At 71.4% G+C, this 20,059-nt stretch carries 19 protein-coding genes; 8 read left to right on the forward strand and 11 right to left on the reverse strand.

Annotated features, from left to right (window positions below; genetic code table 11):
- Nucleotides 1-103: 103 nt before the first annotated feature.
- The 4 genes from pstS to ACFYQA_RS23385 all read right to left on the reverse strand — a co-directional run bounded on the left by pstS (nt 104) and on the right by ACFYQA_RS23385 (nt 5,699).
- The gene (gene pstS / locus ACFYQA_RS23370) at nt 104-1,240 is read right to left on the reverse strand and encodes a phosphate ABC transporter substrate-binding protein PstS (protein ID WP_388921019.1); all 1,137 of its coding nucleotides are present in this window, start codon (nt 1,238-1,240) and stop codon (nt 104-106) included.
- Between the two features lie 377 nt (nt 1,241-1,617).
- Nucleotides 1,618-2,079 (reverse strand): NUDIX hydrolase, encoded by a 462-nt coding sequence (locus ACFYQA_RS23375; RefSeq protein ID WP_388921022.1) that lies wholly within the window; start codon nt 2,077-2,079, stop codon nt 1,618-1,620.
- A gap of 10 nt (nt 2,080-2,089) precedes the next feature.
- On the reverse strand, nt 2,090-3,325 hold the full coding sequence (locus ACFYQA_RS23380) for a CHAD domain-containing protein (RefSeq protein ID WP_388921025.1): 1,236 nt from the start codon (nt 3,323-3,325) through the stop codon (nt 2,090-2,092).
- A complete protein-coding gene (locus tag ACFYQA_RS23385) occupies nt 3,306-5,699 on the reverse strand; it encodes an RNA degradosome polyphosphate kinase (protein WP_388921028.1) in 2,394 nt (797 codons plus the stop codon). The genes ACFYQA_RS23380 and ACFYQA_RS23385 overlap by 20 nt, the downstream gene beginning before the upstream one ends.
- A gap of 382 nt (nt 5,700-6,081) precedes the next feature.
- Between ACFYQA_RS23385 and ACFYQA_RS23390 the strand changes: the two genes are divergently transcribed.
- From ACFYQA_RS23390 to ACFYQA_RS23410, 5 genes are all read left to right on the forward strand, one after another.
- Nucleotides 6,082-6,654 (forward strand): RNA polymerase sigma factor, encoded by a 573-nt coding sequence (locus ACFYQA_RS23390; RefSeq protein WP_388921031.1) that lies wholly within the window; start codon nt 6,082-6,084, stop codon nt 6,652-6,654.
- Complete coding sequence (locus tag ACFYQA_RS23395) at nt 6,651-7,673, forward strand: zf-HC2 domain-containing protein (RefSeq protein ID WP_388921034.1); 1,023 nt, start codon at nt 6,651-6,653, stop codon at nt 7,671-7,673. The genes ACFYQA_RS23390 and ACFYQA_RS23395 overlap by 4 nt, the downstream gene beginning before the upstream one ends.
- Before the next feature lie 98 nt (nt 7,674-7,771).
- Nucleotides 7,772-8,632: an ABC transporter ATP-binding protein gene (locus ACFYQA_RS23400; protein ID WP_388921038.1), complete on the forward strand. Its 861-nt coding sequence runs from the start codon at nt 7,772-7,774 to the stop codon at nt 8,630-8,632.
- On the forward strand, nt 8,629-10,227 hold the full coding sequence (locus ACFYQA_RS23405) for an ABC transporter permease (protein ID WP_388921041.1): 1,599 nt from the start codon (nt 8,629-8,631) through the stop codon (nt 10,225-10,227). Before ACFYQA_RS23400 ends, ACFYQA_RS23405 begins: the two co-directional genes overlap by 4 nt.
- Entirely contained in the window at nt 10,215-10,910 is a 696-nt protein-coding gene (locus tag ACFYQA_RS23410) for an ABC transporter (protein WP_388921044.1), read from the forward strand. Before ACFYQA_RS23405 ends, ACFYQA_RS23410 begins: the two co-directional genes overlap by 13 nt.
- 190 nt (nt 10,911-11,100) lie before the next feature.
- On the opposite strand, the gene mshD is transcribed toward ACFYQA_RS23410, so the two are convergent.
- Complete coding sequence (mshD, locus tag ACFYQA_RS23415; RefSeq protein WP_388921047.1) at nt 11,101-12,051, reverse strand: mycothiol synthase; 951 nt, start codon at nt 12,049-12,051, stop codon at nt 11,101-11,103.
- A 276-nt stretch (nt 12,052-12,327) separates the two neighbouring features.
- Here mshD and ACFYQA_RS23420 point away from each other — a divergent pair, with 276 nt between their 5' ends.
- Nucleotides 12,328-14,199: a bifunctional metallophosphatase/5'-nucleotidase gene (locus ACFYQA_RS23420; RefSeq protein ID WP_388921050.1), complete on the forward strand. Its 1,872-nt coding sequence runs from the start codon at nt 12,328-12,330 to the stop codon at nt 14,197-14,199.
- Between the two features lie 88 nt (nt 14,200-14,287).
- On the opposite strand, the gene ACFYQA_RS23425 is transcribed toward ACFYQA_RS23420, so the two are convergent.
- From ACFYQA_RS23425 to ACFYQA_RS23445, 5 genes are all read right to left on the reverse strand, one after another.
- Nucleotides 14,288-14,953: a Uma2 family endonuclease gene (locus ACFYQA_RS23425; RefSeq protein WP_055596234.1), complete on the reverse strand. Its 666-nt coding sequence runs from the start codon at nt 14,951-14,953 to the stop codon at nt 14,288-14,290.
- A 283-nt stretch (nt 14,954-15,236) separates the two neighbouring features.
- A complete protein-coding gene (locus tag ACFYQA_RS23430; RefSeq protein ID WP_360031714.1) occupies nt 15,237-15,437 on the reverse strand; it encodes a DUF1737 domain-containing protein in 201 nt (66 codons plus the stop codon).
- A gap of 30 nt (nt 15,438-15,467) precedes the next feature.
- Nucleotides 15,468-15,707 (reverse strand): hypothetical protein, encoded by a 240-nt coding sequence (locus ACFYQA_RS23435; RefSeq protein ID WP_388921054.1) that lies wholly within the window; start codon nt 15,705-15,707, stop codon nt 15,468-15,470.
- Nucleotides 15,704-16,030: a DUF6247 family protein gene (locus tag ACFYQA_RS23440; protein WP_388921057.1), complete on the reverse strand. Its 327-nt coding sequence runs from the start codon at nt 16,028-16,030 to the stop codon at nt 15,704-15,706. The genes ACFYQA_RS23435 and ACFYQA_RS23440 overlap by 4 nt, the downstream gene beginning before the upstream one ends.
- 95 nt (nt 16,031-16,125) lie before the next feature.
- Nucleotides 16,126-16,416 (reverse strand): hypothetical protein, encoded by a 291-nt coding sequence (locus tag ACFYQA_RS23445; protein WP_388921059.1) that lies wholly within the window; start codon nt 16,414-16,416, stop codon nt 16,126-16,128.
- 168 nt (nt 16,417-16,584) lie between these two features.
- On the opposite strand from ACFYQA_RS23445, the gene ACFYQA_RS23450 reads away from it, so the two are divergent.
- Together ACFYQA_RS23450 and ACFYQA_RS23455 are read left to right on the forward strand one after the other, a co-directional pair.
- Entirely contained in the window at nt 16,585-17,412 is an 828-nt protein-coding gene (locus tag ACFYQA_RS23450; protein ID WP_388921062.1) for a helix-turn-helix domain-containing protein, read from the forward strand.
- A complete protein-coding gene (locus ACFYQA_RS23455) occupies nt 17,409-17,606 on the forward strand; it encodes a DUF397 domain-containing protein (protein ID WP_388921064.1) in 198 nt (65 codons plus the stop codon). Before ACFYQA_RS23450 ends, ACFYQA_RS23455 begins: the two co-directional genes overlap by 4 nt.
- Nucleotides 17,607-17,904: 298 nt before the next feature.
- Here ACFYQA_RS23455 and ACFYQA_RS23460 read toward each other — a convergent pair whose 3' ends face one another.
- A complete protein-coding gene (locus ACFYQA_RS23460) occupies nt 17,905-20,007 on the reverse strand; it encodes a pectinesterase family protein (protein WP_388921067.1) in 2,103 nt (700 codons plus the stop codon).
- Nucleotides 20,008-20,059 lie beyond the last annotated feature (52 nt).

Here is a 20,059-nt window from a genome sequence, read left to right on the forward strand (position 1 = left end):
TTCTCCGGTCTGCGGGGCCCTTCGCTGATCGAGGGCCCCTGGCGCGGCGGTGCACCGGACGGTGCGGTCCGGCCCCGGGTGACGGGGCCGGACCGCACTCGGGTCAGCTCAGGCTCGAGACGGTCTCGCGAACCTTGGTGATGATGTCCTCGGGCATCGGGGCGTAGCCGGCGTCCGCCAGCAGGCCCTGACCGTCCTCGGAGGCCATGTAGTTCAGGAAGGACTTCGTGGCGGGCAGGGTGTCCGCCTTGTTGCCCTTGTCGCAGGCGATCTCGTACGTCACCAGGACGAGCGGGTAGGCGCCCTCGGCGTCGGGGGTGTAGTCCAGCTCCAGCGCGAGGTCCTTGCCGGTGCCGACGACCTTGGCGGCGCCGATGGCGGCCGTGGCGTTCTCGATCGTGGCCTTGACCGGCTCGGCGGCCTCGGTCTTCACGTCGACGGTCTTGATGCCCTCCTTGGCGTAGGAGAGCTCGAAGTACGAGATCGCACCCGAGACCTGCTTCACCTGCTGGGCCACACCGGAGGAACCCTGAGCGGACTGGCCGCCCTTGGCCTCCCACGACTTGCCGGGCTCGTACGGCCAGGCCTTCGGGGCGGCGGCCTTCAGGTACTTGGTGAAGTTGTCCGTGGTGCCGGACTCGTCCGAGCGGTGGAAGGCCTGGATCTTGAGGTCGGGGAGCTTCGCGTCGGGGTTGAGCTTCGCGATCTTCTCGTCGTTCCAGTTGGTGATCTTGCTGTCGAAGATCTCCGAGAGGGTGGCGGCGTCCAGGACGAGCGTGTCGACACCCGGGACGTTGTAGCCGATCGCGATCGGGCCGCCGACCATCGGCAGGTCGATGGCCTGGCCGTCGGTGCAGATCTTCTTGGAGTCCGCGATCTCCTCCGGCTTGAGGGCCGAGTCGGAGCCGGCGAACGCGGTCTGACCCTGGAGGAAGGCGGTGATGCCGGCGCCGGAACCGTCGGGACGGTAGTTGACCTGCACGTCCTTGCAGGCGGCCGCGTAGTTCTTGACCCAGGCGTCGATCGCGTTCTTCTGCGCGGACGAGCCGGAGGCCTGGAGCTGACCCTTGGCGTCGGCGCAGTCGATGTTGCCGGTCTGCGCACTGGCGGAGCTGTTGCCGCCGTCGCTGCCGGTGCCACCGCTGGTGTCGTCCGAGCCGCACGCCGTGAGGGCCAGGGCGCCGGAGACGGCGAGAGCACCGAGAGCGAGGGCCCGCCGGTTCTTGCGCTGAAGCTTCACTTGAGTTCCTTCCAGGAGCCGCCGTCCTGAAATCCGGCGGCGTGCGAAGTCCAAAGTCAGTCCGAGTGATGCGAGTGCCCGTTCGGCAGGCAGTTCGCATCGCCTGAGTCCGAAAGTAGGCAGAACAGGTGAAGCAGCCCGTGGTCGTAAGTGAACGAGAGGTGAACCCCTAAGGGCGGTGTGGTGAGGTCACGGAACGCTTACGTCGAGGACACGGAGCGATACCGGGTCGATGTCGGGCAGGAACGGAACAGTGGGACGGTGCGGACACCGGTGCGGGAGGGTGCGGAGACCGGCGCGGACCGGTAGGGGCGCGGGGCGGGACGCCGGCAGGCGGCTGACGGCCACTAATAGCCACTGGCAGCCGCTGACAGCCGTTATGCCGTCGGGCGGAACGTGGCGAGGAGGGCGTCCACCAAGTCCGCGTCCCTCGGCTCGGTGAGCCGTCGGCGGGCCATGTGCGGGGGGAGCCACAGGACGCGGTCCACCTCGTCGTTGGGGGTGAACGTGCCGGAGAGAGCCTCGGCGGCCCAGTAGCGGACGCGTTTCGGGTGGCCGTTCGCCAGATAGTGCGCCGACGGGAGCTCGGCGGCCGCCACGGCGGAGTGTCCCGTCTCCTCGGCGACCTCGCGCAGCGCACCCGCGAGTGCGTCCTCGCCGCGCTTCAGCTTTCCCTTGGGCCAGGACCAGTCGTTGTACTTGGGACGGTGGACGAGACACACTTCGAGCGTGCCCGTGACCGGGGAACGGCGCCACAGGACACAGCCGGCCGCCTGGACGGTCAGGCGGCCGGCCGTATGCGGGCCGCGGTGGCCGTGGTCGGACGGGGTCGAGTCCACCGGGGCCTCCCTACAACGAGCCGAGGACGTCCTTCTGCCAAATGCGCTGGAACGCGTACCGCGCCGCCTCCACCTCGTGCCGCTGGTCCGCGTGGAGCACCCCGAGCGCGTACGCCGTGGCCGGGGCGATGCGCGGGGTACGGGCCGCGTGCGCCGCGGCCGCCGACGCCTCGGACGCGTCCCGGTGCCGGTCGAGGGCCTCGCCGGCGGCGAGCAGAGGAAGGTCGGGGGGCGGGGCGGCGGGGGTGGCGGCGCAGTACAGCACCTCGTGGGCGTACCGGTGCAGGCGCAACAGCAGGCGGACCTGGTGCCAGGGGGCGTCCTGCGGATGCGGGGCCAGGTCCGGGGACAGCCCGTGGACCAGAGCCTCGGCGTTGTACGGGCTGCCCGCGGTGAGCAGGGGCAGCGCCGCGACGGCGTCGACGAGCCGCTCCCGCGCGGCCTCGGCCGGCGGGCGCAGGTCGGCGGCGGAGGCGGCCGGGGTCAGCGGAACCTCGCTGGCCAGCACGGCGACCTTGTCGGCGACAGCGTGGAACCGGGAGGAGCCGAGGGCCTGGAGCGCCGTGGAGTGCGCCCGGGTCCTGGCCAGGGTGAGCTGCCGGTCCAGCAGGGCGCCGGCCTTGGCGGCACCCACGGTGAGGCTGCCACGCTCGGCGGCGGCGGTGGTCCTGGTTCCGGCTGTGGTGGCGGGGGAGGCGGCGACGGAGGCACCCCTGGCGGCGACGGAGGCCGGGACGGAGGACCGGGCCGATCCGCCGGGTCCGCCGGGTCCGCTCGCCGAGCCGGCCCCGGCCGGGCCCTGGGCCGGGAGCGCCGCCGTGCCGGACAGCCGGTGCAGTGCCTGGAGCAGTCGCTCCAGGCGCGCCGAGCAGGCGTGTTCCAGCGCCAGGGTGCCGGAGACCCAGGCCAGCTCCGGGCGCATCGCCTCGGACCAGTCGGGGTCCAGGGCCGCCTGGAAGGTGTGCAGGCTGCCGCTGATCCGGCGGGCCGACCGGCGCAGCGCGAGCGCCGCTTCGACGGAACCCTCCGAGGATGCCGCGCCCGCACCCGACTCCCGGTGGAGACGCAGTGCGCGCAGGAACTCGGTGGCCTGGGCCCGTAGATAGCCCGCCAGGGCCTCCGCGGGCACCGGACCGGCCGTCGGACCGGTTGCCGGGCCGGCCGTCGGGCCGGTCATGGAGCCGGGGCCGGGGCCCCGTCCTGAGCCGGTCCTCGGGTCCGTCGGGTCAAGGTGTCGCTGTGCCACGCCGGCGCCTCCGGGCGTCTATGAGCATCTCCTGAATGTGTCGCAGGGGCCGGCCGTCCGCGTCCGTCGCATGCCGTGTCCACTCGCCGTCCGGGCCGAGGTGCCAGGACGTGATGGTGTCGGACATGCCGGACTCCAGCAGCCGGTTCAAGGACGCCCGGTGGGCGGGGTCGGTGACCCTGACCAGCGCCTCGATACGGCGGTCCAGGTTGCGGTGCATCATGTCCGCGCTGCCGAACCACACCTCGGGCTCGCCGCCGTTGCCGAAGGAGAAGATGCGGGAGTGTTCGAGGAAGCGGCCGAGGACGGAACGGACCCGGATGTTCTCCGACAGCCCCTCGACGCCCGGCCGGATCGCGCAGATGCCACGCACCCACACGTCCACCGGCACCCCCGCCTGCGAGGCCCGGTACAGGGCGTCGATGATCGCCTCGTCCACCATCGAGTTGACCTTGATGCGCACGTACGCGGGGCGTCCGGCGCGGTGGTGCTGGGCCTCCTTGTCGATCCGGGAGACCAGGCCGTCGCGCAGGGACTTGGGGGCGACCAGCAGCCGCCGGTACGTCTCGCGGCGGGAGTAGCCGGAGAGGCGGTTGAACAGGTCCGAGAGGTCCGCGCCGACCTGCGGGTCGGCGGTGAGCAGGCCGAGGTCCTCGTAGAGCCGGGCCGTCTTCGGGTGGTAGTTGCCGGTGCCGACGTGGCTGTACCGCCGGAGCGTCTCGCCCTCCTGGCGGACCACCAGGGACAGCTTGCAGTGGGTCTTCAGACCGACCAGGCCGTAGACGACGTGGCAGCCGGACTCCTCCAGCTTGCGCGCCCACTTGATGTTGGCGGACTCGTCGAACCGGGCCTTGATCTCGACCAGGACGAGGACCTGCTTGCCGGACTCGGCCGCGTCGATGAGCGCGTCGACGATCGGGGAGTCGCCGGAGGTCCGGTACAGGGTCTGCTTGATCGCGAGGACGTCCGGGTCGGCCGCCGCCTGCTCCAGGAAGGCCTGCACGGACGTGGAGAACGAGTCGTACGGGTGGTGCAGCAGCACGTCCCGGCTGCGGAGCGCGGCGAAGACGTCCGGTGGGGACGCCGACTCGACCTCGGCGAGATCGCGGTGCGTGCCGGCGATGAACGAGCGGTACTTCAGTTCCGGCCGGTCCAGCCCGTGGATGCGGAAGAGACCGGTGAGGTCGAGCGGCCCCGGCAGCGGGTACACCTCGGCCTCGCTGATCTTCAGCTCGCGCACCAGGAGGTCCAGGACGTCACGGTCGATGGACTCCTCGACCTCGAGGCGCACCGGCGGCCCGAAGCGGCGCCGCATGAGTTCCTTCTCCAGGGCGATGAGGAGGTTCTCGGTGTCGTCCTCCTCGACCTCCAGGTCCTCGTTGCGGGTGAGCCGGAAGGCGTGGTGCTGGAGCACCTCCATGCCCGGGAACAGCTCCTCCAGGTGAGCGGCGATGACGTCCTCGACGGGGACGTAACGGCCCGGGGAGCTCTCCAGGAAGCGGGACAGCAGCGGCGGCACCTTGACCCGGGCGAAGTGCCGGTGACCGGTGACCGGGTTGCGCACGATCACGGCCAGGTTCAACGACAGTCCCGATATGTACGGGAAGGGGTGCGCCGGATCGACCGCCAGGGGGGTCAGCACGGGGAAGATCTGGTGCCGGAAGAGGGTGAACAGGCGGGCCTGCTCCTTTTCCGTCAGCTCGCTCCAGCGGACCAGGTGGATGCCCGCGTCCGCCAGCCCGGGGAGGACGTCCTCGTGGAAGCAGGCGGCGTGCCGTGCCATCAGCTCGCGCGAACGGGCCCAGATCATCTCCAGCACCTCGCGCGGCTGGAGGCCGGATGCGGAGCGGGTGGCGACACCGGTGGCGATACGGCGCTTGAGACCGGCCACCCGGACCATGAAGAACTCGTCCAGGTTGCTGGCGAAGATCGCGAGGAAGTTGGCCCGCTCGAGGAGGGGGGTGCTCGGATCCTCGGCGAGCTCCAGAACACGCTCGTTGAAGGCGAGCCAGCTGCGCTCCCGGTCGAGGAACCTGCCCTGGGGCAGCGGGTCGCCGCCGGTGTCCGACTCCTCGTAGACGTCCAGGTCCGAGTCGATGTCCGGTTCCAGATCGGAGACCGTCCCGGCCATGGTGTGCGGCCGGTGGGCGGCGATCGAGCCCACGGAGGGCTGCGCGTGTTGCACCTGGCCCTTGGCTTGTACCTGACCCTTGGCGTTGCCGCCAATTTTGGCGTTCGACTGGCTCATGAATCCATTGTTCCGCGCCACAGGCCTCATAAGCGCGCCGGACGGCGAGGGCGGGAGGGAGCGTGCCCCTGGGACGGCCCCGTTCCCCCTGCGGGACGGGGGCGGCTCTGGCACGACGGGATGCATTCGCCGAGCGTCGCAAGACTGTCTGAATCTCCGGTTACGAAGACATGACGTGCGGGCTATCGGGACACGGCCCGCGGGGGCCGGGGCGGGCACGCGGAGGCAGGGCCCCGGCGTCCGCACCGGGCGCACGCACGCCGGTGGTGTGCCGCTCCGGGCGGCTGTCCTTGGGCCGACCGTATGCGCTGGGCGGAGGGAGGGGTGAGGCCGGGGGTGCGAGGTGAGGGTACGGCGAGGGCTTGGAGCGGGGTGCGGCGAGGGCTGGGGTGCGGGCCTGGGGGCTTGGGAGGGCTTGGGCAAGGGGCTCGGGTAAGGGCTCGGACGGATCGCGGAAGACGGCTGTGAGGGTGTGAACCGATCCGCGGGGCTCGTCCGATGAGGGGACGTGAGCGAAACGAGAAGCGACGGTGAGCTACTGCGTGCCGTCGCCGAGGACGCCGACCGGCGCGCCTTCGAGGAGCTGTACCGGCGCTACGCGCCGTGGCTGACGGCCCGGATGCGCAGCCGGTGCGCCGATGCGGGGATCGTCGACGACGTCGTGCAGGAGACGTTCCTCGCGGTGTGGCGGGGGACGGCCCGGTACCGGCAGGACGCGGCGGATGCGGCGGCGGGCGGGGCGCGCGGGGACGCCGCCGGGTGGCTGTGGCGGATCGCCTCGCGCCGGCTGATCGACGCGCTGCGCGGTGCCGGCGCGCGCGGCCGGCTGCGGCAGACGCTGGCCCGGCTGCGGCACCGGGACGAGGTCTCGGCGGAGGAACGCGTACTCGCGGGGGTGGAGCACGGGGACCTGGCCGGTGCGCTGGTCCGGCTGTCGCCGGAGCTGCGCGCGGTGCTCCAGGCCACCGTCGTCGACGGGCTGACCACCCGCGAGGCGGCCGTGCTGCTCGGCATACCGCCGGGGACGGTCAAGACGCGGGCGATGCGGGCCCGCAAGCAAATGCGGGAGGCGCTGGCATGACGTACGACGACTCGACGGACGGCGCGGCCGGTGGCGTGGCGGAGGGCGCGAACAGTGATCCGACCGGTGATCCGACCGGTGGCCCGGCCGGTGGCCCGGCCGGTGGCCCGGCCGGTGGCGCGACCGATGGCCCCGGGAGGACAGGAGGCGGCTCGCGGTGGCATGTGCCGGCGGAGGACCTGCGGGCTTACGCGTACGGTGAACTGACGGCGCCGATGCTGTGGTCCGCCGACACCCACCTCACCGCCTGCGCACACTGCCGGGGCGTCCTCGCCGAGGCCGCGGACCCCGTCGCGCTCGACGCGGGCTGGGAACGGCTCGACGCCGAACTGGACGCACCCCGACCGGGGTTCATGGAGTCCCTGCTGCTGCGCCTCGGCGTCGCCGATCACACCGTGCGCCTCCTCGCGGCCACGCCGGTACTGCGCCGTTCCTGGCTGGGCGCGGTCGTCGCCGTACTGCTGCTGACCGTGGCCGCGGGCCATTCCGGCGCGGCCACCGGTTCGCCCACCCTCTTCCTCGCCCTCGCGCCGCTGCTGCCGCTCCTCGGGGTGGCGCTGTCGTACGGGCCCGTGCTGGACCCGACCTACGAGATGGCGGTCGTCGCCCCGATGCACGGGTTCCGGCTGCTGATGATCCGTACGGTGGCGGTGCTCGGCGCCGTGCTCGGCCTCAACGGCCTGGCGATGCTGGCCCTGCCCTGGTACGGCGTGGCAGCGCTGGCGTGGCTGCTGCCCGCCCTCGCGCTCAGCACCACCGGCCTCGCCCTGACGGCCCGCCTGGGTCCGGTCCTGGCACCGTCCCTTGTCGGCGGCGGCTGGGTCACGCTGCTGCTCGCCGCGCGGGCGGGCCGGGAGGCCGTGACCGACCCGCTCGCCCCATTCACCGCGGCCGGTCAAGGGGTGTCGGCGCTGGTCGCCGTCCTCGCGGCGGGGCTGCTCTTCCTGTTCCGCGACCGTTTCGACCTCAGCCGGGCGAGGGGCACGGGCGGTGGCGGTGGCGGTGGCAGCACGGCCTGAAGGCCGCCGCTCCCCTCCTTCTGCTTCTTCTGTTTGTTCCACCCCTTCTGCTTCTTCCACTTCTTCCACTTCTTCCACGACCTGTACGGGAGTTCTGCATGACCCCGACCGTTTCCGCCTCCGGGCTGAGTCTCCACTTCGGTGGCACCCGGGCCCTCGACGACGTGTCGCTGCGGCTGACCACCGGTGTCACCGGCCTGCTCGGGCCCAACGGCGCGGGCAAGACCACCCTGTTGAGGGTGCTCGCCACCGCCGTACCGGCCGACCGCGGCGTGTTCACGGTGCTCGGCCACGACCCCGGTACCTCGCGAGGCCGTCAGGAGGTCCGGCGCCGGCTCGGCTATCTGCCACAGGTGCCCGGTTTCCACCCCGACTTCACCGCCTTCGAGTTCGTCGACTACGTGGCGATCCTCAAGGAACTCGCCGACCGCACCGTCCGGCACCGCGAGGTGCGGCGCGTACTGGACGAGGTCGGGCTCACCGACGTACGCGGGAAGCGGCTGCGGAAGCTGTCCGGCGGGATGCGCCAGCGGACCGCCCTCGCCGCGGCCCTGGTCGGCGACCCCGCCTTCCTCGTCCTCGACGAGCCGACCGTCGGCCTGGACCCCGAACAGCGCATGCGTTTCCGCGAGTCGATCGCCCACGCCGGTGAGGGGCGGACCGTGCTCCTGTCCACCCACCAGACCGAGGACGTGGCGATGCTCTGCAACCGGGTGGTGGTCATGGCCGCCGGCCGCGTCCACTTCGACGGCACCCCCGCCGAACTGACCGCACAGGCCGGCGGCCGGGTGTGGAGCAGTGCCGAACGCGACCCCGGCGCGAAGGCGGGGTGGCGCACCGGCCTCGGCACCTACCGCAACGTGGGCGACCCGCCCGACGGCGCCGACCTCCTCGAGCCCACCCTGGAGGACGGCTACCTGCTCACCCTCGACGACGTCGGCGCGGAGGTGGCGGCATGACCACGACGACCACCGCGACCGTGCCCCCGCCCGCGGCGACCGTGCCGGCCGGACCGCGCGCGTCCTGGGCGGCCGTGCTCGCCCTGGCCGGTTTCGAGGCCCGCAGACTGCTGACGCGCCTGTCGGTCCTCCTCGCCTTCGCCGTGTACGTCGGCTGGATTGTATGGCGTACGCGCACCTCCTTCGCGGGCTTCCCCGCCCTCCAGGACGCCGACCGCGCCACCCAGGCCGCCCCCCTGCTCGTGGGACTCGCGGTGCTGCTCTCCGTCAACCAGGCCATGCTGCGTTCGCGGCGGTACGACACCGAGGGGCACTTCGCCGTGCTGGTGCTGCCGCCGTGGCGCCGTACCGTCGCGCACCTGCTGTCCCTCGTACCGGCGGCGCTGCTCGTCGCGGTGTGCGTGGGAGGGCAGTTCGGATGGGAGGCGCTCAAGCCCGGTGCGCTCGGGAACGGTTCGCCGGGCGAACTCCTCGTCGGGCCCCTGTGCGTACTGCTGCTCGGGACGCTCGGGGTGCTGCTCGCCCGGCTGTTCGCCTTCGCCTTCGCGGCGCCGCTGCTGCTCGTCGTGCTGCTCTTCTTCTCCCTGTTCGCCGCGATGCCCCAGAACGGCGACGCGACCCGGTGGCTGATGCCGGTGGTCGACGATTACAGCATCAGGACCCTGCCGTCCGAACTGCTGGGCCGTCCGGCCGCCTGGCACGCCCTGTACCTCGCCGGGCTCGCGCTGAGCGTGGCGCTGGCGGCGGTGCTGGTCTCCGGCGAGGGCGCCGGCGCCCGCCCCGGTTCCGGTTCCGTTTCCGGCACGGGGCGGGCCCTCCGGGGCCGGTTCGTCGGCAACCGGGGTGTTCACGCCGGGTTCGCCGGGGCGGTGGCGCTGACGCTGCTGGGTGCGGTGATGCAGACCGGCGGCGTGCCGGCGGAGACGGAGAAGGCCCGTACGCGGTACTCGACCGCCCCGCAGGACCTGCAGCAGTGCGTCGAACGGGACGGCACGACGTACTGCGCCTTCCCGGAGTGGACCCCGCGCGCCGACGACTGGGCCGAGGTCGTGGACCGGGTGAAATCCCTCGCGGGCGACGCCGTGCAGGACCGGTCGCTGGTCGTACGGCAGCGGGTCGAGGCCCGGTACGGACTGACCAGCGACGCGGCGATGGACCCGCTCTCCGCCCCGAACCAGGTGAGCGTCGGCACGATGTGGGGCGGCAACCGCGTCCCCGAGTTCGCCGTCGCCGTGGCCGGTGTGCTGGTCACCGGGAAGGAGGCGGTGGCGGGCACCCTGTGCGACGGCCGGCTCGTCACCGTGATGTGGCTGGCGCTGGCCGGCGGGTCCGACCCGCTGTCCGACCTGAGGGACATCCGCATCGACGACAGCACGTCCGGTTCGGCGGTCGTCGTCTCGGAGACGGAGCCGCTGTCCATGACCGCGGCGCACACCGAACTCGTCCGCGAACTGCTGGACCGGCCGCGGGAGGAGATCGGCGCGAAGGTCACGGCGCACTGGGCCGAGCTGACGACCCCGGAGGTGACGACGGACCGGACCGCACACCTGCTGGGTCTGGACGCGCCGGAGGAGGCGGACGAATGCCAGGAGTGAGCGGGGCCACGAGCGGGGACGCGAGCGGGGCCACGGGGGCGTGGCGCGCGCTGCTGCGGCCGGTCGTACGGACGCTGCCGTGGCGGGCGATCGGGGTGGCGGGCGGACTCGGGCTGCTGTTCGCCGCCGCGCCCCGGCTGATGGGGGACGACGCGACCGGCCGGCTGGCGCTGAACGCGCTGCGGATGTCCGCCGTCGCCTTCGCGCTCGGCGCGGCCTTCCTGCTGGACGATCCGGCCCGGCACACCACCGCCGCCGTACCGACCCGGCGTGCCGTGCGGCACACTCTGCGCCTCGCCCTCGTCGTCCCGGTCGCGGCCCTGTGGTGGACGGGCACGCTGCTGCTGGTCCCGGCGGGCGTACGGCCCCCGGTCGGCGGTATCACCCTCGAAGCGGCGGCGACCCTCGCCCTCGCCCTGGCCGGAGCGGCGTTCGCCGTTCGCCGGTCGGACAGCACGCGGCCGGGCCAGGCCGTCGCGGGCGCCCTGTTCACGACGGCGGTACTGGCGTCCGTGCTGTGGCCGGAGCGGTGGGCACTGTTCGTGGCGCCGGACGACGAAAAGTGGGCGGCGGCCCACGACCGGTGGACGGTTCTGCTGTGCGCGGCCCTGGCGGTGTGGGCGGCGTGCGGGGCGGAGCCGGTACGGAGGCGGATCGGCGGAGGTCCGGGGTTCCGCTCCTGAGGCCTGCGGGAGTGGAACCGGGCCGGGCCGGGCCGGGTCGGGCTGGGCGCCGGGGCCTGGGGCCGAGAAGGTGGCCCCGGGTCCCGGCCCCGGGTCCCGGCCCCGGGTCCCGGCCCCGGGTCCCGGCCCCGGCTCGCGGCCGATCGGCTTCAGTCTCAGGTCTCAGGTCTCAGGTTTCAGGTTTCAGATCTCAGGTCTCGGTGCGGTACATCAGGTCCGTCTCGTGGGTCAGGAAGCCCAGCCGCTCGTATACGGCCACCGCCGCCTTGTTGTCGGCGTCGACGTACAGCATGGCGGTCGGCAGTCCCTGCTCCGCCAGATGCCGCAGCCCGATCGTCGTGAGGGACTTGCCGAGCCCGCCGCCCTGGGCCTGCGGGCTCACCCCGAGGACGTACACCTCGCCGAGGTTCTCCGTCCGGTGCATCTTGGTCCAGTGGAAGCCGACGAGGCGGCCGTCCCGCTCGGCGAGGAAGAAGCCCTTCGGGTCGAACCAGGGCTCGGCCTTGCGGTCGTCGAGGTCGCGCTGGGTGAGGGAGCCCTGCTCGGGGTGGTGGGAGAAGGCGGCGGCGTTCAGCGCGAGCCAGGCGGTGTCGTCCCGGCCGGGGACGAAGGCGCGTACGGTCACGCCTTCGGGAAGTACGGGGTCGGGCAGGTTCAGGTCTGCCAACGGGCGCCGCATCTGCCGTAGTTCGCGGAAAAGCGTGAGGCCGAGGACCTGGGCGAGGTGCCGGGCGGCGGAGTGACCGCCGTGCGCCCACACCCGCATCCGCTTGCCGGAGGCGGCGAGCAGCGCGGACCCGAGTGCCCGCCCGTGCCCCTGCCCCCGGTGCGAAGGGTGCACGACCAGTTCGGCTGCCGGGGGCTCGATCGGGTCGGTGTCCTCCAACTGGGCGTAGCCGACGAGTTCACCGGCGCCGGCGTCGTCTCCTTCGCCCGTGAGGAAGAGCAGCAGGTGCGAGACGCCCCCCCGCTCCCCGCCGCGCAACTGCAACCGCCCCTGTTCGGAAACCGCCTGCTGTCCGTCGGTACCGGCGGCCTCGTCGAGCAGGACGAGAATCGCCTCGATCTGCTCCGGGGAGAGCGCGGCGTGCGTCTGGAGCGAGCGGGTGCGGCCGGAGCGTGCGATGTCGTCGCTGGTCATGCGTACGAGGGTAAGCCGAGCCCGCCGAAAACGGACGGGACACGGAGCACGCCGTGACGGCCGATCGGGCCGGGCAGCCCCCGGCGGCGGAAAAGATAACCAGGATGTAACCGCGAAACCCCTGTCGTGCTACGCGCGTTGACCTTAGGCTTCCGGGCGGTCGGCGCGCCTCACCCGGATCCCCTCAGGACCGACGTGGACTGGCCCCGACCGACCCCGACGCCATCTCGAAGCACGCACACTCATCCGGACCCACGCAGACCCACTGGGGGGCACATGCCAGCCACACCCGCGTCGCCGGCCTCGTCGGTACAGCGCCGCAGACGCCGTACGAACCGTCTTCTCGCGACCGCGGCCGGTGTGCTCACCGTCGGCGCGCTGACCGCGGCCGCCCTGCCCGCCGGTGCGGCGAGCGCCGGTGAGGGCAGGGGCGGCACGTCGCACGGCCACCACAAGGGTCACGACGGCGGCAAGGGCGGCCACGGTGGCAAGGGCCGTTACCAGGACGTGCAGTTGCTGTCCTTCAACGACCTGCACGGCAACCTCGAACCCCCGGCGGGATCCTCGGGCCGGGTCACCCACCTCCACGAGGACGGGACGACGGAGAACATCGACGCGGGTGGTGTGGAGTACCTCGCCACGCACCTGCGCGAGGCCCGCAAGGGCAACCGCTACTCCGTCACCGCGGCCGGCGGCGACATGGTCGGCGCGTCCCCGCTGATCTCGGGCCTGTTCCACGACGAGCCCACCATCGAGGCGCTGAACAAGCTCGACCTGGACGTCACGTCCGTCGGCAACCACGAGTTCGACGAGGGCGCGCAGGAACTGGCCCGGCTGCAGAACGGCGGCTGCCACCCCGTCGACGGCTGCTACACGGACAAGAAGTTCAAGGGCGCCGACTTCCCGTACCTGGCGGCCAACGTCCTGAACGAGAAGACCGGGAAGCCCGTCCTCAAGCCGTACTGGGTGTGGAAGCGGAACGGCGTCAAGGTCGGCTTCATCGGCGTGACGCTGGAGGCCACCCCGGACATCGTCTCGGCCGAGGGCGTCAAGGGCCTGTCCTTCAAGGACGAGGTCGACACGATCAACAAGTACGCCAAGGAGCTCCAGCGCCAGGGCGTGAAGTCGATCGTCGCCCTGGTCCACGAGGGCGGCTTCCCGGCCTCGTCCGCGTACAACTACGACTGCGACTCCCCGGGCGCGGGCGACGGCGTCTCCGGCCCGATCGCGGACATCGCGAAGAACGTCTCGCCCCAGGTGGACGCGCTGGTCACCGGCCACACCCACGCGGCGTACGTCTGCACGATCCCGGACCCGGCGGGCAACCCCCGCATGGTCACCTCGGCCGCGTCCTTCGGCCGCCTCTACACGGACACGACGCTGACGTACGACCGTCGCACGGGTGACATCGCCCGTACGGCCGTGAAGTCGGCGAACCACGTGGTGACGCGGGACGTCCCGAAGGCGCCGGACATGACCCGGCTGATCGACCAGTGGAACACCCTCGCCGCCCCCATCGGCAACCGCGCGATCGGTCACATCTCCGGTGACATCGTCAAGGACGGCACCGAGTCCCCGCTCGGCGACCTGATCGCCGACGCCCAGCTGGAGTACGGCAGGACGCTGGACCCGGAGACCGACCTGGCCCTGATGAACCCGGGCGGCATCCGCGCCTCCCTCACCTACGCGGCGAGCGCCGCCGAGGGCGACGGCGTGGTCACCTACGCCGAGGGCTTCACCGTCCAGCCCTTCGCCAACACGGTCAACCTCCAGGACTTCACCGGCGCCCAGCTGATCCAGGTCCTCAAGGAGCAGGTGAGCGGCCCGAACGAGGCCTCGATGAAGATCCTCCAGGTCTCCTCCGGCCTGACCTACACCCTGGACCTGACGAAGACGGGCGCGGACCGGGTGGTCACGGACTCCATCGAGCTGAACGGCGAGCCGATCGACGAGGCCGCCACCTACCGCGTGGCCACGAACAGTTTCCTCGCGGGCGGCGGCGACGGCTTCACCACCCTCGGCGAGGGCACGGGCGACGTGGTCGGCGAGGACGACCTGACGGCCCTGGAGCGGTACCTGACGGCCAACTCCTCGGCCTCGAACCCGCTCGCACCGCCGGCGGCGGACCGCATCACGATCGTGCAGTAGCAGACCGACGGCCTCGGGGAGGGGCCCGGCGCACCTGGCAGGCCGTGCGAGGCCTTACGGGTACCGGGTCCCTTCTTCCTGTTCCGGCTCAGGTCCGCTTGGGGCCGGTGATCGCCTCTCCGATCACGAAGCCGGTGGCGGGGCCCTTCGGGATATCGACGTCGGTTCCGTAGGGGACCCGCACGACGCCCAGCCAGTCGGCCTTGTCGGGCCGGGGTTCGGTGAGGACGGTCACGGTGCCCTGCGCGTCGTAGTCGTCGATGATCACGTATACCGGGATGCCGGCGCGGGCGTATTCACGGCGCTTCCTGACCCGGTCGCGGTCCTCGTGGCGCTTTCCGGGCGAGACCACCTCGACCACCAGACGAACCGCCGCCGCATCGACACCGAGCCCGTCCTCGTCCGCGTACGGCTCCAGGTCCTCGGGCGCGACGAAGACATCGGGGATCCACCCCTTGCGCCGGAAGATGACATTGGCGTCCTGGTACGCCGAGTACTCGCCCTCTCCCAGGAACCGCACCAGCGCGTTGCGCAGCCGGTTGGCGATCTGGGCATGGGACAGGCGGCCGGTGGGCGACACCTCGATGGCTCCCTCGATGATCTCGGCGCGGTAGCCCTCCGGGAGTTCCACGGCCTTCCATGCCTGCCACACGACCTCGTCCAGGTCGGGCCCGTTCTCGGTTCCGTTCTCCGGCCCGGCCGCGGTCCTGATCTCAGACATGGTCTCGGGCCTCTCGTACGCAAGAGCGGTCATGGTGACGTCACCTCCTCAAGTGTGGGCTGAGCGTGCCCAGGGCACAAGCAACGTGATCACGGTAGGCACGGCGTTACAGCCGATCAGGGGAAACGTCTTCTTCTCGCTCGATCGGATGAGGCCCTGGCCCCGGTGTCCGACGAGGGGAAACAGGGCTGCCGTCACCGTGCGGTGGCGGCAGCCCTGACAGACAATGACGAGGCATCTCCCGCCGACACCGACGGGAAATGAGAGGGAGGGGCGGACGCGTGCCGATCCCGCGCGCACGCCCGGCGCGGACCCGTCACGCCGAGGCGGCATCCCCCGCCCCGGGCCACACAACCGCCTGCGCGACGATCACCCGGTCGCCGTTGAACGTGACCGACGGCCCTTCGTGGAGGCGGTAGCCCATCGCCAGGGCCTCGCTCACACGATGACAGAACGCCGCATCATCAGGACCGGTCAGTACACGGTACGCGGGCAGCCCGTCCGGTGGTGTTTTCATGATCCCAGCGTGTCATACGGGCCCTCGGTGTCAGAGGGCCACGAGGTCGATGACGTTGACGACGACGTGGCGGTTGGAGACGACGTAGGTGACGAAGCCGCCCCGGAAGGCCGCCGACCAGCTGTTGTCGCGGTTGCTGAGCGCCGGCGGACCGAACGGGTTGAGCGTGAGCAGCTTCTCGAGGTTCTCGAGCGACGTTCGCCGGAAGTCCGGTAAGGCGGCCTTTCGCGCCGCCGCGCGGTCCACGTACCGGATGGCGTACGCGCTCACCGGTGCCCGCCCGTGTCGACGGGCCGACCGTCCGCGTCATAACCGTGGCCCTCCGCGTCACGGAACACGAGGCCTTCGGTGTCGTCCTCCGTCATGCGCTTGACGGTCTGCTCGACGTCGTCGAGGTAGCCCGGCGTGGCGCAGGCACAGGCGAAGGGGAACCACTTGTCGATCACGGCGTCGAGGGCCGACTGGTCGAAGTCGGCGGCGGCGCTCAACCACTCCTGCTCGAAGGCCTGCAACCAGTCCCGGCGCCGTTGCAGGGCCGCTCGGATCGCCTCGGGCGTCCTTTCGCAGGAGTTCGGATCCACCTCGCGGGTCATGGCCGGCTCCTCGTCTCCGGCCGGGGTGCGGCAGGGGGAGGGCCGGAGGTCCACGGTAGAACGCGAGGGGCGACGGGCGGCCCCGGTTGTGCGTGTCACCCGCCGCCCGCCTCGACGCGTGCTCCCCGGCTGACCGCGACGCGGAGCACGTCCTCCAGGGACTCCGTCGCCCTGGTGAGCGCGAAGCGCAACGCCCGTTCACCGGCCTCCGGGTCGCGGAGCACGGCCCTGGCGCCCCCGAGCACCTGCTCACCCGAGTCCAACTGGTCCGCCTCGACGTCGTCGGCGAGCAGCGACAACCGGCTCTGGCTGCTGTCGGTACTCAGGTAACAGGGGTTGCCTTCGGGCGTGGTCCAGGGGAGAAGGCGGAGCGGGGTGGGGCTCATGGGGGGACGTCCCTTCTCGGGCGGCGACGGTGTCGTTCCTCCGGAACGGGTACACAAGGGCGCGCGACGACGATGATTACTTTTCGCGCTTAGATCGTCACTGACGGCGCGTACGCTGCGGAAGAGGGCAGGCGTTGTCCGTCACCCCGGACCACGGACAGGAGTGACATGGCCGAACAGGTGGACACTCAGGCGGAGTCGGGCCGTGCGGTGCTGGGGCGGACGCTTCGTTTCCTGCGGGAGAAGGAGGGCAAGTCGCTGGGGCGGCTGGCCGACGAGTCCGGGTACGACAAGAGCTACCTGTGCCGTCTGGAGTCGGGCGAGCGACTGTCCAAGGTGACGGTGATGGAGGACCTCGACGGGTACTACGGTGCCGGTGACCTGCTGGTGAGTCTCTGGAAACTGGCCCGGATCGACGCCTTCAAGGACAAGTACAAGGAGTTCATGCGCCTGGAGGCGATGGCACGGATCATGCACAAGTACACGCCGAACGTGCCCGGCCTGATGCAGACCGAAGACTTCGCCAGGGAGGTGTTGTCCGGCTCCCGGACAACGGTTCAGGAGCGCGAGGCGGTTGAGGAACAGGTCGCTGCCCGCCTGGGACGACAGCTTCTGCTGAGCAAGAGCCCGGCTCCGAGCGTCCGTTTCGTCATCGACGAACTCGCGTTCCGCCGTCCCGCGGCAGGCCCGGAGACGTGGGACGGCCAACTGACGCACATCGAGTCGATCGCGCGGTGGCCCAATGTCGTCGTTCAGGTGCTGCCGTTCTCGGCCGGAATCCACGACCTCATGGGAAAGGGCTCGCTGACCCTGCTGTGGCAGAAGGACGGAAGCGCTGTGGCGTACACGGAAGGTGACAGCGGAGGCTTACTGATGGACGATTCGGGGGACGTCCTGCGCCACCGTTTGTCCTACGATCGGCTGCGGGATCTGGCGCTGTCGCCGTCGGACTCGCTGACGTTCATCCGGGATGTACTGGAGGAGCACCGATCATGAAGCAGACTCCCGACCTCAGCACCGCCGCCTGGCGCAAGTCGAGTTACAGCGACGGGGGAGACAACAACTGCGTCGAGGTCGCCGGCGGCTGCCCCGGCCTCGTTCCGGTCCGCGACAGCAAGGTGCGGGACGGCAAGGTGCTCGTCTTCGGCCCGGCCGCGTGGGCGTTGTTCACGGCGCAGGTCAAGCGCTGACGGAAGCGCGGTGACTGCTCGGCGCCGGTCAGGGTCCGGAGCGCACCGACTCCCCGCTCCTGGAGGCAGTGGAACCGGGCGCCGAGCACGGCCCGGTCACGCTGTTCACCTCGGTCCGGTCCGTGCGACGAGACCTCACCGTCCCCGCCGCCTCGAACCCCCGCGGTATCCCCGCCCGCACGGCTCGGCCGGGGTGGCCGGGCCGTGCTGCACCACCGGCTGGGCGGAGGGGCGGAGCCCGGGGCGTGGGGGCTGCTGAGGGGCCCGGCGCGTCGTCTCCAGGCCCCGGGCGAGCAGGTCAGGATGTCGTAGGGGTCCAGTCGCCGAGCCAGGTGTCGACGGCCTGGGCCGTTGCCTGGGCATCGGTCAGGTGGGGGCGGTCGGAGGAGGCGGAGCCCGCGCCGGGGCCGGTGTTGCGGTATTCGGCGAAGCGGTCGTCCTTCCAGGAGAAGCCGCTCATGTCGGTCCAGGGAGCGGTGCGGACGGCAGCGCTGAGGGTGGTGTTGCGGACCGTGGTCTGCGGGTCTAGGGAGGCGTCGCCGCCCGCGTGCCAGGGACGGCCGAGGTGGAAGGTGCGGTCCGCGACGTCGCCGTTCACCGTGGAGTTGGCGATCAGGATGCCGTTGCGGCCGGCGGCCGTGCTCGGGGCGGTGACGTAGCCCGCGGAACTGCCGTCCCAGCGCTTCTTCAGCGTGATGACGGAACGGTCGATCAGCGCCGTCGCCCGGCCGAAGATGAAGTCGACGTTGCCGACGACGTAGGAGTTGGTGACCTTGACCCTGCCGAGGCGCTCCTTGGCGGCGGTGTCGAGGAGAAGGGTGTCCTGGTCGCCCTCGACGATGACGCCGTCGAGGAGGACCTTGTCGGCGGCGGTGCGCAGGGCCACGGCCTGGTGTCCGGCGAGGGACTGGTTGGCCCGCTCGTCGAAGTCGTTGGCGATCGTCAGGTTGCGGGCCTGGAAGTCGTCGGCCTGCACGGCGACCGTGGCGCTGCCCGAGGTGCCGTAGGTCCCCGAACCGTCCGGTTTCGCCGTGCCCGCCGCGTTGTTGAAGACGATCACCGTGTCCTTGCGGCTGCCGCCGGTGCCCTGCACCGTGATGTGCGGCTTGTTCGAGGGGACCTGGACCGTCTCCCGGTACGTGCCCGGCTTGACGGAGATCAGCACGCGGGACGGGTTGTTCGCGGGTACGGCGTTCACCGCGGCCTGGACCGTGGTGTATTGGCCGGTGCCGTCCTTGGCGACCGTGAGGGTCGTCGCGGCGGCTGCCCGGGTGGAGGTTCCCGTGGTGGTTCCCGCGGCGGCCGTCGTGCCGATGGAACCGCGGGGACCGGCACCCGATTTGAGGAGCGACGGGACGTTCGCCGCCGCGTCCGGCGTGTACGCGTAGTACGTCCTCGGGTCGAAGGCCGTGCCGCCGCTCTCGTTGCGGCCCGACGTTCCCGAGAAGATGTTGCCGCGCTGCACCACGGTCGCCGTCGCGTCCTTGATGACCGGGTTCTTGAAGCCCTGGAAGTAGCTGTTCTCCAGCACCATGCGTGTGCCGCCACGCGAGTAGTTGCCGTAGGAGGAGGTGATGTCCGTACCGGCGACGTCCTCCAGGAAGTTGTTGTAGAGGTGCGCGTGCGCGCAGTTGTCCGTGGACGGGTTGCGCTGTTCCGTCTCGCGGATCCAGTTGTGGTGGATCGTGATGTCGGTCAGCACGTTCTCGGTCCAGCCGATGCCGAACGTCTTGTTGTTGTGACTCATCTCGTTCCAGGAGACCGTCACGTACGTGCTGTCCTTGCGGACGTCGATCAGACCGTCCGCCATGTTCCGCAGGTCGTTGTGGTCGATCCAGACGTGGTGCGCGCCGTCCATCTGCACGGCGTCGAAGTCGTGGTCCTTGTCGTTCCAGACGCCCTGGTAGGCGTCCCGGATCGTCAGGTTGCGGATGATCACGTTGTGCACGCCCTGGCCGAGGAAGAAGCCGCCGCCGACGATGTGCCCGGACGTCCCCGAGCCCACGATCGTCTTGTCGGAGGCGACCTTGATCTCCTTGCCCACCGGGTTCATCGTGATCGTCCCGGCCACGACGATCACGTACGGCTCGGCGGCGGTCGCGTACCGCTCCAGTTCGGCCTGGGTCCGGACGGTGACGATCGCGCCGTCCCGGCCGCCGTACGTGCCGTCCTGGCCCAGCGCGTCGACGGAGGCGAAGCCGTCGGCGGTGGCGGTGGCCCAGGCGGGTGCGGCGGCCGCGGTGGGCGCTGCGGCCGGCGACCCGGCGGTGGGGGCGGGGGCGGCCGTGCCCGGGGCGGCTCCGTAGGCCAGGATGGCGGCGGACGTCAGGGCCAGCGGGAGGGCGATCGCCAGGGGCCTTCCGGCCGGGCGGGGCCGGATCTTGCTGGAGTGCTCGCTCATACGGCGATCCGATCCGTGTGGGGGATGAGTCGCCGGTCGGTTGCCGCCCGGC

The sequence above is a fragment of the Streptomyces sp. NPDC005774 genome, from assembly GCF_042871645.1.
Taxonomy (GTDB): domain Bacteria; phylum Actinomycetota; class Actinomycetes; order Streptomycetales; family Streptomycetaceae; genus Streptomyces; species Streptomyces pratens.

Excerpts from the sequence above, each read along its gene's own strand:
- ACFYQA_RS23385 (WP_388921028.1), bottom strand. The coding sequence starts at position 5,699 with ATGCATCCCGTCGTGCCAGAGCCGCCCCCGTCCCGCAGGGGGAACGGG.
- ACFYQA_RS23395 (WP_388921034.1), top strand. The coding sequence starts at position 6,651 with ATGACGTACGACGACTCGACGGACGGCGCGGCCGGTGGCGTGGCGGAG.
- ACFYQA_RS23400 (WP_388921038.1), top strand. The coding sequence starts at position 7,772 with ATGACCCCGACCGTTTCCGCCTCCGGGCTGAGTCTCCACTTCGGTGGC.
- ACFYQA_RS23405 (WP_388921041.1), top strand. The coding sequence starts at position 8,629 with ATGACCACGACGACCACCGCGACCGTGCCCCCGCCCGCGGCGACCGTG.
- ACFYQA_RS23410 (WP_388921044.1), top strand. The coding sequence starts at position 10,215 with ATGCCAGGAGTGAGCGGGGCCACGAGCGGGGACGCGAGCGGGGCCACG.
- mshD (WP_388921047.1), bottom strand. The coding sequence starts at position 12,051 with ATGACCAGCGACGACATCGCACGCTCCGGCCGCACCCGCTCGCTCCAG.
- ACFYQA_RS23420 (WP_388921050.1), top strand. The coding sequence starts at position 12,328 with ATGCCAGCCACACCCGCGTCGCCGGCCTCGTCGGTACAGCGCCGCAGA.
- ACFYQA_RS23425 (WP_055596234.1), bottom strand. The coding sequence starts at position 14,953 with ATGACCGCTCTTGCGTACGAGAGGCCCGAGACCATGTCTGAGATCAGG.
- ACFYQA_RS23430 (WP_360031714.1), bottom strand. The coding sequence starts at position 15,437 with ATGAAAACACCACCGGACGGGCTGCCCGCGTACCGTGTACTGACCGGT.
- ACFYQA_RS23440 (WP_388921057.1), bottom strand. The coding sequence starts at position 16,030 with ATGACCCGCGAGGTGGATCCGAACTCCTGCGAAAGGACGCCCGAGGCG.
- ACFYQA_RS23445 (WP_388921059.1), bottom strand. The coding sequence starts at position 16,416 with ATGAGCCCCACCCCGCTCCGCCTTCTCCCCTGGACCACGCCCGAAGGC.
- ACFYQA_RS23450 (WP_388921062.1), top strand. The coding sequence starts at position 16,585 with ATGGCCGAACAGGTGGACACTCAGGCGGAGTCGGGCCGTGCGGTGCTG.
- ACFYQA_RS23455 (WP_388921064.1), top strand. The coding sequence starts at position 17,409 with ATGAAGCAGACTCCCGACCTCAGCACCGCCGCCTGGCGCAAGTCGAGT.
- ACFYQA_RS23460 (WP_388921067.1), bottom strand. The coding sequence starts at position 20,007 with ATGAGCGAGCACTCCAGCAAGATCCGGCCCCGCCCGGCCGGAAGGCCC.